7 protein-coding genes are annotated in these 11,354 nt (G+C 62.4%); 1 reads left to right on the top strand and 6 read right to left on the bottom strand.

What is annotated here, in order from left to right; genetic code table 11:
• Positions 1-63 precede the first annotated feature (63 nt).
• From C5J22_RS23855 to C5J22_RS23880, 6 genes are all read right to left on the bottom strand, one after another.
• Entirely contained in the window at positions 64-543 is a 480-nt protein-coding gene (locus C5J22_RS23855; RefSeq protein ID WP_038546443.1) for a chemotaxis protein CheW, read from the bottom strand.
• Entirely contained in the window at positions 543-2,330 is a 1,788-nt protein-coding gene (locus C5J22_RS23860; RefSeq protein WP_105440276.1) for a methyl-accepting chemotaxis protein, read from the bottom strand. The genes C5J22_RS23855 and C5J22_RS23860 overlap by 1 nt, the downstream gene beginning before the upstream one ends.
• A 294-nt stretch (positions 2,331-2,624) precedes the next feature.
• The gene (gene rocF / locus C5J22_RS23865) at positions 2,625-3,554 is read right to left on the bottom strand and encodes an arginase (RefSeq protein ID WP_105440277.1); all 930 of its coding nucleotides are present in this window, start codon (positions 3,552-3,554) and stop codon (positions 2,625-2,627) included.
• Between the two features lie 44 nt (positions 3,555-3,598).
• Entirely contained in the window at positions 3,599-8,098 is a 4,500-nt protein-coding gene (locus C5J22_RS23870; RefSeq protein ID WP_105440278.1) for a translocation/assembly module TamB domain-containing protein, read from the bottom strand.
• A gap of 27 nt (positions 8,099-8,125) precedes the next feature.
• Positions 8,126-10,051, bottom strand: coding sequence for an autotransporter assembly complex family protein (locus C5J22_RS23875; RefSeq protein ID WP_371412663.1), 1,926 nt, complete (start codon positions 10,049-10,051; stop codon positions 8,126-8,128).
• Between the two features lie 169 nt (positions 10,052-10,220).
• Positions 10,221-10,484, bottom strand: a complete 264-nt coding sequence (locus C5J22_RS23880; RefSeq protein WP_046633911.1) for a YMGG-like glycine zipper-containing protein — start codon at positions 10,482-10,484, stop codon at positions 10,221-10,223.
• A 313-nt stretch (positions 10,485-10,797) separates the two neighbouring features.
• On the opposite strand from C5J22_RS23880, the gene C5J22_RS23885 reads away from it, so the two are divergent.
• Positions 10,798-11,286: a (2Fe-2S)-binding protein gene (locus tag C5J22_RS23885; RefSeq protein ID WP_105404613.1), complete on the top strand. Its 489-nt coding sequence runs from the start codon at positions 10,798-10,800 to the stop codon at positions 11,284-11,286.
• Positions 11,287-11,354 lie beyond the last annotated feature (68 nt).

Genomic DNA, 11,354 nt, shown 5'->3' on the forward strand with positions numbered 1-11,354 from the left:
AGCCAACCGCCTTGGCCTTGAGGTCGGATGCGCAGGCCTTTCTTCGGCCTCCGCTATCGCAAATCAGGCAGCCAGATCGTCGGCTTCGGTGCCCTTGAACATCTTGGCGAGGTTCAGGAAGCAGATCATGCCGTTCTCGTTGGCGATGATGCCTTCGGAGAACGACTTGTCGAAGGAGGCGGAGATTTCCGGAACCGGCTGAACCTGGCTCGAGGGGATCGTCAGGATGTCCGAGACGCGGTCGACGAGCATGCCGATGACCATGTTGTGGACTTCGGCGACGACGATGGCACTGCGCTCGTTGGCAACCGTGCTCTTCATGCCGAGCTTGTAGGCAAGGTCGATGATCGGGATTACCGAACCGCGAAGGTTCATGACGCCGATGACATCGGCCGGAGCGTGCGGGATCGGCGTCGAAGGTGCCCATCCGCGGATTTCGCGGATCGTCGTCGTCTTGACGCAGAACTCCTGGTCATGAAGACGGAAGGCGATGATTTCCAGCGTTTCGCCGCTGTAGCTTGTGGAGTTGATCGTCGTAGCCATCAGAATTCTTCCCAACTATCCGTTGCCTGAGCGGCAGCGGCGGCACCCGTTGTGGTCCGCGCGACCGTTGCCATGAGTTTGCGTGCCGGCGATGCAACGGGTCGTGCATCAGGTCGCGCTATTGCAATCTTATGCGAAGAATGTTGCGCAAATCTAAACCGTGACAGAAGATCGCGCAGGGTTTCGGCCTCGCGCGCCAGGCTGTGGCTGGCAGCGCTTGTTTCCTCGACCATCGCAGCATTCTGCTGCGTGTTCTGGTCCATGGAGTTCACGGCCTTGCTGATCTCCTTGATGCCCGTGGACTGTTCGCGGGCAGCTTCGACGATCGCTGTGACATTGCCGTTGATCTCGTCCACCTGGGACATGATCTCGTCGAGCGCCTTGCCGGTTTCGCCGACGAGCGCGACGCCACGCTTGACCTGTTCGGAGGAGGTCGAGATCAGCGTCTTGATTTCCTTGGCCGCACTGGCGGAACGTTGAGCCAGTTCGCGGACTTCCTGGGCAACGACCGCAAAGCCCTTGCCCGCTTCGCCGGCGCGTGCCGCCTCGACACCCGCATTGAGCGCCAGCAGGTTTGTCTGGAAGGCGATCTCGTCGATCACGCCGATGATATTGGAGATTTCCCGGGACGACGTCTCGATCTGGCCCATCGCGTTTACCGCGTTGCGCACCACGGCGCCGGAATGTTCGGCGCTTTTTTTAGCATGCGAGACAAGGGTACCTGCTTCTTCCGCGCGTTTGGCGCTATCGGTGACGGTACGGCTGATTTCTTCAAGCGCCGCAGCGGTCTCCTCGACTGCCGCCGCCTGCTGCTCGGTGCGTTTGGCAAGGCTGTCGGAAGCCTGGCGGATCTCGCTGGAGCCTCCTGCAATCCCCTCGGCGTTCTCGCCGACGGTGCGCATGGCCCCGGCCAGCTTTCCGATGGCTTCGTTGAAATCGACGCGGATCTGTTCGAGTGTCGAAATGAAGGGCACTTCGATCCGGAACGTCAGGTCGCCGTTCGAAAGAGATGTCAGGCCGTCGGCGATGTCATCGACGGCGCGGACACGTTCGGTGATGTCGGTTGCAAACTTGACCACCTTGAAGACGCGGCCGTCGGCGTCGAAGATCGGGTTGTAGGACGCCTGGATCCAGACTGCCTTGCCGCCCTTGCCGATGCGCTTGAATTCGGCGGCAATCGCTTCGCCGCCGGAAAGCTTCTTCCAGAATTGCGGGTATTCGGCGCTGTCGCGGAACGACGGCTCGCAGAACATGCTGTGATGTTTGCCGGTGATTTCCGAAAGCTGATAACCGAGGCAGGTGAGGAAATTTTCGTTGGCGGTCAGGACGTCGCCGCCGGGCGTGAACTCGATGATGGCCTGGGTGCGCGAGATGGCGTTGATCTTGCCTTCGTCATCGGCGGATTTGAGCTTCGCGGCGGTGATGTCGGTTGCGAACTTGACCACCTTGTAAGGCTTGCCGCCGGACATCACCGGATTGTACGAGGCCTGAATCCAGATCTCGCGGCCACCCTTGCCGATCCGCTTGTAGGCGGCGGCATCAAATTTGCCGCTGCCGAGGTTCGCCCAGAAATCCTTATAGGCTTGCAATTTCACGTAATCCGGGTCGCAAAACATGCTGTGATGCTTGCCGACGATTTCGGAAAGTGTGTAGCCAAGCGTCTTGCAGAAGTTCTCGTTGGCCGTGAGAACCTTTCCGGATAAATCAAACTCGATAATGGCCTGAGACTTGTTGAGCGCAGCAAGTACTGCTTTCGCGTCAGCGCCTGGAAGTGAAAGTATGGACATCTGGCTTGCTGGCCCCCCGTCTGTAAGTTCCCGAACTGGCTCAATTTTCCAGCAGCCTAACGAGATAACCATCTCGCCGGCGGGACACTGAGTCTTGCTAAAAATAGCATTGATGAATTAACGGAAGGTCAATAGTTCCGTTGTCGCGAACTTGTGGAAAATACGTATCCACTTGTCTATTGTCAAATTTCCGGACGATAAGTAGATCTTCGTTTATTTTCTATACTAAGAACTTATATTGAGATTTTTCGCGAATAACTGACGGATTTATTTCAGATATAGACTTGCCTCTGATTATGCAGAGCGGGTTGGACGATCCAGAACACGCCGGCCGAAAAGACTTGCCGCCAGCTCCACCATGATCCGGGCGCTCTTGCCGCGATCGTCGAGGAACGGATTGAGCTCGACGAGATCGAGCGATGCGACGAGCCCCGTATCGTGGAGCATTTCCATGATCAGGTGCGCCTCGCGGAAGGTCGCGCCGCCCGGCACGGTGGTACCGACGCCCGGCGCTATGTCGGGATCCAGGAAATCGACGTCCAGGCTCACATGCAGGAGGCCATCGGCGGCATTCACCGCCGCGATCACCTGGCGCATGATGGCGGCGATCCCGTGCTCGTCGATGGCGCGCATGTCGAAGACGTTGACGCCGTGATCGGCGATGAGTTTCCGCTCGATCTCATCGACGGAGCGGATGCCGATCTGGAAGACGTTTTTGGGATCGACCTTGGGCCGGGCGCTGTCGAGGATAGGTGCAAATTCCGCCTGGCCGGTAAAGAAGGCGACCGGCATGCCATGGATGTTGCCGGAGGGTGATGTTTCGGGCGTATTGAAATCCGTATGGGCATCGAGCCAGAGAACGAAGAGCGGCCGGCCGATCTCGGCAGCGTAACGCGCCATGCCCGGCACGCTGCCCATGGAAAGGGCGTGGTCGCCGCCCATGATCACCGGAATGGTGCCGGCCTTGGCCATTTCATAAGTCCGGGTTTCGAGCGCGCGCGTGAACGCAGCGACGATCGGCAGGTTCTTCGCGTCGTTTCTCTCCGGCAGGTCAGATGCCGGTTCCGGGCGCAGGTCGCCATTGTCGACTACCCGGAAACCGAGGCCCTCCAGCGCCTTGACGATGCCGGCAAGCCTGAAGGCCGCGGGACCCATGGCGCATCCGCCGCGACCGGAGCCCTCTTCCAGAGGAACGCCGATCAATGTGATGTCTTTGGAGGTCATGCTTTTTCTCCCGAGCAAGCAGGAATGAAACGAAATATGCGAGATCAGTATTCGCGCTCATAAAAGATGCCGGCCTTGCCACCTTCGGTGCCGGCCCCGGCCTTGAGCTTGACACCGCGGCCGACATCGAGGTTGATCGTCGCTTCGGCACCGCTCTCGCCGCCCTGCTCGACCTGGATATAGGTTCGGTTGTTGATGTAGCGGCCGACCGACACGGTGGTCTGGCCGGTCGCATCGGTGTTGATGTCGAGATCGTCGACACCGAGATTATTGCGCAGCGTTTCGAGCAGCGATGTGGAGCCCCCGCCCGCCAGCTGCGCGACGGCGTCGGCCAGCTGGGCGATCTGCAGCGGCGACAGCCGCGACATCGACTGGCCGAAGATCAGCCGCGCCAGAACCTCGTCCTGGGGCAGGGCGGGCGAGGAGGAGAAGGCGATTGTCGGGTCGTTGGCGACGCCGGTGACTTTCACCGTGATCGTCGTCGAGGCGGAGGTCGTGTTCGCCTCCATGTTGAGAACCGGGATCAGGCCGCCGCCGAAGGTGATGTCGCCATCGGTGAAATCCATCCGTTTGGCGAGGATCACGATACGGCCGCGGCGCATCTCGAAGCCGCCGGCGACGACCGGTGCGATCGCCGTGCCCGACACGGTCAGCTCGCCGCCGAGTTCGGCGTCGATGCCGCGCCCGCGAACGAAGATGCCGTTCGGTGCGCTGATCTGAAGGTTGAGGGCGATCGGGTTCGAGCTGCCGCTGGCGCTCTTCGGCCGCATCTTTTCCATCTGCCGCAGCACGTCGGGCGGTGCGTTGCGGTGGCGGATATCGATGGCGGAAAGCGAGGTCGGCAGGCGGGCGGGCACGGTGATCGCCGCCTTGGTCAGCGTTACACGGCCTCCGAGGACGGGGCCTGAGGTCAGAGGGCCGGTGATGGTCAGGGCGCCGTCGGCGGTGGCGGCGAAAAGCGCGCCATCGGCATAGGCTGCCTGAGCCAGAGTGATCCTGAGGTCGGCCGGGAAGCCGGAGCCCGGCGTGATGCCGACCGAACCCTGGACCGAAACCGTGCCACCACCCGAGAGCTTGCCCGTGAGCCTGGAGATATTGGCGCTTTTGCCATCGAAGGCGACATTGGCGGCAAGATCCGTCAGGGCGAGATTGCGTCGGACATCCACCAGCCTCGCGCCGGACGAGGATGCCGTGCCGGTGATCGCCGGCGCTGCCGCCGTGCCGCCGATCGCGAGGTCGACATTGCCGGTGCCTTCCAGGACGAAGCCTTGCGCGGCCATCTGCCCGGCGAGGATCGAGAAGGGCAGTTTCCCGCTGAATTTCAGATTGAGCGGTTTTTCGCCTGCAAGCGAGATGGAGCCACCGCCCGACAACGAGACGCCGCCGCCGCCCGAAAGGCGGGTGTCGAGGGTAACGGTGCCGTTCTGAAACGTGCCGCCGGCGGTGATGTTGAAAGCCGCGACCCCGGCGGAGGTGGTCTGCGCAACACCGGCATCGGCCCAGCGCAGATCATAACGGACAGCGGGAGCTTGCGGCGTTCCCGTCGCGGTAACCGTGCCGGAAATCGTGCCGCGGGCGCCGAGGCTCGGCGCAAACGCGTTGACCAGGCTGGCGGGCACGGCATTGGCGCGGGCGTTGATGTCGAGTGCGGGAATGCCGTCCTTCAGGATGACCTTGCCGGCAGCCGAGAGATCGAGGCCGCCGGAGCCCGTCAGGCGGGTCTTGTCTAACGTGACTGTTCCGTTGGCGAAGCTGCCGCTTGCTTGGACTCGAAACGGACTGATGCCAGCATCGCGCGACTGGCGAAGCTGTGCATCACTCCATTCTAAATCGTAACGTATGGCAGGGGCAGACGCGGCGCCGGTGGCGTTGATCGTGCCGGATATCATGCCGGCAGCGTTGATCGCGGGGACGAACGCGTTGATGAGATTGGCGGGCAGCGCCCTGATATTGGCGGTCAAATCCAGTGCCGAGCCGGCCGTGCCGTTGACGGTGACGCTGCCGGACCCGGTTGCGATCGTGAGGTCGGCAAGACGCGCACCGCCATTGGCGACCGCGACGCGGGTCGGGGCAGCAAGCCGGACCGGGATGTTGCGTGGCGCAGCTGCGAAGCTCTCGATGCCGACCGAGATATCGGCGCCGGTCTGGATATCGCCGACCGCGGTGAGGGGGGCGTTGTCATACTGAGCGGCGAGATTGAAGTTGGTCCGGTTGCCGCCCTGGCTGACGCCGAGGTTGACGTCGCTGACGCCGACTGAGCCGGCGCCGATGCGCGCGGCGCGGACCGTACCCTCGGCCGCAATCGCCTTGATGTCGGCAATGGCGAGGTCGATATTCGGCTGGGCGATCTCGATCGTGCCGCGGCGAAGTGCCTTGCCGGAAGCCCGGATCACGGCGCCGGCCTTGCCGCCGGTATTGCTGAACATCACCGTTCCTTTCAGGTCGCCCTGGGCCTGCTGGGCTGCAAGTGCCGCAAGCAGGGAGACATCCGGGAAATCGAACGTGAGTTGGCCTTCCGGGAGGAAGGCGGGAGAGAAGTTCAGGGCGCCGGTCAGCTTGTTCGGGCCGATCTGGGCAGTGATCGCCGGCGCGCTTGTGCGGCCCTGGACGGAGGCGACGTCGGCATTGACACGGATCGGCTGGCCGTCGAGCGAACCCGTGCCGGTCAGCTTGCCCTTGGGTGCGTTCGGATCGGCGGTGCCTTCGAGGATGAAGCTCATGTCCTGGAGCTTGCGGCCGACCAGTCGCGCGTCGGCGGAATTGACTACCGCCCTGACGCCCATTGCAGTCAACGGTCCCTTGGCGGAGATGTCGAAACCGGCAGCCCCCTCGGCCTCCGGCAGCCAACGCTTCAGATCCGGCACGCGGCCGGCGAGGCGCCCGGTGACGGTCCGATTGTCGAGCAGCATGTTTCCGTGCGCTTCGATGGCGTTCGAGCGCATCACGAAGTTCTCGAGACTGACGCGGCCGCCGTTCACCATATTGACGTAGCCTTCGGCGGAAAGCTTGCCCTCGAACTTCGAAACCAGTCCCGGTGGCAGGACGGCGGGATTGGCGAAAACCCGGAAATTGCCGGTGACCGCCTGTTTCGACATGTCATAGGCGCCGGAAAGCGTACCGTTGACGTTGCCGCTGTCGAAGGTCGCCGCATCCAGGCCGATCGCCGGTGGTGCGAGCCTGAGCGGCGCATCCAATGTCACCGGCCCGCGGATCACCCGGTCGAGATCGTCGTTGGCGAAATCCGTGCGGGCGACGGTGAAGCGGCTGCGGATGCTGCCCGAGCGGCTGATGAGGTTGAGGTCCTCGCTTTCCGCCTGCAGGCGGATCTGGCCGAAGCGCCCCTGCGGCAGTTCGGCGGCACTAAGCGCCGCCGTCGCGTTGAAGCGCGCCGAGGTGGATGCTCCGGTCAGCGTGAAATTGATGCTTTCGAAGGAGAAGCGGCTCTCCTGACCGCTGATCGGCCAGACGAAATCGACGGGGCCCTTCACGCCGTTGAGGCTGGCGGTGAGGCTGTTGTCGCCCGTCGGGTCCCAGGCCCCCTTGGCGGCGATCTTCACGGCGCCGGAGGTGAGATCGCCGCGTTCGATGTCCACCCGGCCGGAGGGCGCATAGATCGCGGCGATGTTGATATCCGTCGTGCCGCCGAACAGCGGACGAAAGGCGGGCGGAAGAAGCGTCGACAGCTGGCCGCCGCCGGTCACCTCCACCCTGTGTCTGCCGTTTTCGACCAGCACGTGTTTGCCGTCGACCGCGATGACGGGAGTGCCGCCGACGCTGCCCTGCAACTTGCCGGCCCAGTCGGAAAGAGGTCCTTCGCCATCGAGCGCCAGCTCGACCGCCGGAGTGCCGGGCAGACGCAGAAGGCGGGCGAGCAGGCCGCCCTGCGGCTCGGACACGGCAGCCTTGAGGGTCAGGCGATTTTCGGACGGCGCGTAGACCACGTCGGCAGATGCCCTGGCATCCGGCTCGTCCTTGCGGGTTGCCTGCAGGTCGAGCGAAATGTCGGGCCCGGTCGCGTCGATCGATCCCTTCACCGAAAGGGAAAAGTCCCGTCCCGAAAATGCCTGGGAGAGATTGATGTCCGGCAGGTCGATCTGTGCCACGCGGATGCCGACCGGCAAGGGCGATCCGGAGGAGCCCGTCGATGCCGTCTGGGTCGGGGCGGGCGCTTTCGGCGGCCGCGGCGCACGGATGAAATTGACGGTGTCGGCCGAAATGTGCTCGGCGCGGAAGACCCCGGTCACCAGGGATGTCGGCGACCAGTCGATCTTGATTCCGCCGATCTGGGCATAGGGGCCTGCGTCGTCGGACAGCGTAAGGGCATCGATACGCAGGTCGCCGGTCAGAAGGCCTTCCGGGCGCGTGAAGGAAATGCTGCGGTCGGGCGTGGAAACGATGGCGGAAATGCGGTCCGCGGCGACGCGTCCGCCGACCGGGGTGAGGGCGACGAAAAGGAAGACGCCCAAGGCCATGACGAACAGGATCGCGACCACGCCAAGCGCAGCCTTCAAGACCCATTTCAACAGGCGTACCATCAGCATCATGCCTTAAACGCTACCCTTCACTGCCTTTCAGAAAGCCTGTCCTATGCCCGCATAGATACCGTACTGGCTACCGCCGTCATAGCGCTGCAAGGGAATTGCAACGTCCAATCTCAGCGGTCCAAAAGGCGTGGCATATCGCACGCCAATCCCTGCACCAGCACGTATATCAGAAAAATCGGGCACGATTCCGGTCGATACCGTACCAATGTCGACGAAAGGTACAATGCCTATGTTTTCTGACACTTTTACCCTCACCTCAAAAGATCCCAGCGTATAGGACCGCCCGCCCGTGGCTTCATCGGCGCTGTTATAGGGCGAGATTTCCCGATAGGCGTAACCGCGCACCGATCCGCCGCCGCCGGCGAAGAATCTGCGTGTCGCCGGGATTCTTTCAAGGTCGCTTCCGCCGACCAGCGTTCCGGCGGCCAGGCGGGCGGCGAGCACGATGTTGTCCTCCTGCCCGAGGCCGAGATAGCCAGAGATCGAGCCCTCGAACGACGAAAAGATCGTGCCGTCCATCAGCTCGTAGCTCGGCTTGGCGGAGAGGGTCGCGTAATATCCCTTGGTCGGGTCGAGCTTGTTGTCCCGCGCATCGCGCTCGAAGCTGACCGGCAGGCTGAGCGTGAGGTACTGGTTGTTGCCGAACGCATCGTCGGCGTCGATATAGGCGATCTCGCCGCCGCCCTTGAGCTTGTCGGTCTCGTTCAGCTCGTAGGTGATGCCGGCCGAATAGATGATGGTCTGCGCCTCGTAGACGTCAGGCGTTTCACTCTTGGCTTCCAGGCGGGATTCGAAGGTCGCTTCGGGCACGAAAGCGCCAGGCTTGGTGAAGATGATCCCGGCGGAATAATCGAAGGTGGTGACATCGGTGGTGGCGCCGATGCCGGACACCTTGCCTTCGATGCGAAGCGATTCCGCTTCCCCGAAAAGGTTGCGGTGGCCCCAGTATCCTTCGAGGCCTGCGCCGTCGATCGAGGAATATTCGGCGCCGAAGCCGAAATAGCGATGCTTGCCTTCCGACACCTCGATCGTCAGCGGCAACGAACCGTCCGGCGCCAGCTTGTCCGCCTCGTGGATCGTCACGCTCGAGAAGACGCCGAGCTCGCGCAGACGGTCGTTCGCCTTCTTCAACTGTCCGGGCGAATATTGTCCATGTTTGTCGAGCCGCGAATAACGGCTGATGAAGGTGGCATCGACGGTGCGCGATCCCTTGACGGCGACAGCTCCGAACGGGGCAACGGGGCCGCCGATCGCACCGAGCACCACGTTGATCGTGTTCGTGCGGTGATCGGCCGTCACCTGCCGCTCGGTCAGCTTTGCGAGCGGACGGCCCTCGTCTTTCAAATCGACGAGAAGCTGCTGGCTGGCCTTCAGGATCAGCCGCGAACCCGCCGCGCCGCCGGCGACGAGATCGTATTTTTCCGGATCGCGGCCGACGGCGTCCCCCTCGAAACGGACCGAGCCAAGTTTGAAAACCGGGCCGGGATCGACGCGGACCGTGACCGGCACGGGTGCCGCGTGGTCGAATGCAGGGTTGGGCGGCAGGCGGTCGATATCGGTTCCGGCGACGGAGATATGCACGGTGCCGCCGTAACGGGCCTCTTCGTAGAGCACGGCGACGAGCCGGTCGCGGTCTTCGCGCGCCTTGATGATGACGCCGAGATCGCCGGAGACCGGCTGCTTTTCGTCGGTGATCAGGGAGGCTGCGGATTCGAGACGCTTCTTGAGGTCCTTGTCCGCATTGCCGGCTTCGAGTGTCGCGTCGTAACGGACGGGATCGATGACCTCGACCTTGTCTTCGTCGTCGCCGAAGAGCGTGATGCCGAAGAGTTTGAAAGCGTAGGCGTTGCCGGAAAGCGGCGGGGAAACGAGAAGTGCAGCGGCGAGCATCGTGGCCGTGCCTGCCCCCCTCAACCTCCGCTTTTCTGTCCGCCCAGTGTTTTCGTTCCGCATACGCAAACTGCTGTGGATCCCCCGGCTGGAAGCCTTCATAGCATCCGACGAAGCGGACTATCTAACTGCAAAAGACGAAGCCGGGTACCCCTTCGTGATGATTTCATGAAAGAAAAAGCCCCGGAGTGTGCTCCGGGGCCACAGTTTTTCCCTGCAATCCACGCGTCTATCAGTAACGGCGCGGGCAGCTGTCGATATAGCGGCGGCCATAACGGTCGCGGTAGTAGCACTGTCCCGGCTGTTCGGCGACGGAGCCGATCAAGGCACCGGAAACGCCGCCGATCGCAGCACCCACGGCCGCGCCGCGGACGTTGCCGGTAGCCAGGCCGCCGATCACGGCGCCGGATGCTGCGCCGATGCCGGCGCCCTGTTCAGTTGCCGTGCAGCTCGCGAGCGAAGCGCCGACGATCAAAAGCACCAAGGCCTTCTTCATGAGATCCTCCTGTTTGTTCTTCATCTTGCCCGGCTGTCTCGCAGACTCCGAACGTTTCCGCGGGTCAATTCAACAGCCATCAATGGGAACAATAGGTCGCGGCGAACAAGAGTCCATATGAGCTCAATATTTTGCGCACCGATTTTTGTTTTGGTTTGCCGATAGTTACTCGGTATTCGACGGAAGCGAAGGGCGGCCGCTCGTCTGGCTGCCGACCAAAATATTGCCGTTTCCCTAGAAAGTAGCGGTTGATCCCTTAGGTAAAAAAGCAAATGATGATGGGCGTGTCCGGGAGGGATACGAGGAGGATCATATGACGAAAGTGACGCTGACCGTGAACGGCCGCGCTATGAGCGGCGAGTGCGAGGACCGCACCCTGCTCGTGCATTTCATCCGCGAAAAACTTGGTCTGACGGGAACGCATGTGGGCTGCGATACGACCCAGTGCGGGGCCTGCGTCGTTCATATGGACGGCCATTCGGTGAAGAGCTGTTCGATCCTGGCGGTGCAGGCATCCGGTTCGTCGATCACGACGATCGAGGGGCTCGCCGGCCAGGGCGAATTGCATCCGGTTCAAGCCGCCTTCAAGGAGCACCATGGCCTGCAATGCGGCTTCTGTACGCCCGGCATGGTGATGACGGCAGTCGACCTGATCAACCGCGAAGGCGGGACGCTCACCGAAGAGACGGTCCGCGCCGGGCTCGAAGGCAATATCTGTCGGTGCACCGGCTACCACAACATCGTCAAGGCGATCCTTGCCGCCGATGCCGAAATGGCAACGGGGCGTCAGGCCGCTGAATAGGTGAGTAGTGAGTAGTCGTTAGTGAGCAGTAGTTCACGCGCCGCTTTGGTTTTGAACTCCTTACTACC

The sequence above is a fragment of the Neorhizobium sp. T25_13 genome (assembly GCF_002968675.1).
Taxonomy (GTDB): Bacteria; Pseudomonadota; Alphaproteobacteria; order Rhizobiales; family Rhizobiaceae; genus Neorhizobium; species Neorhizobium tomejilense.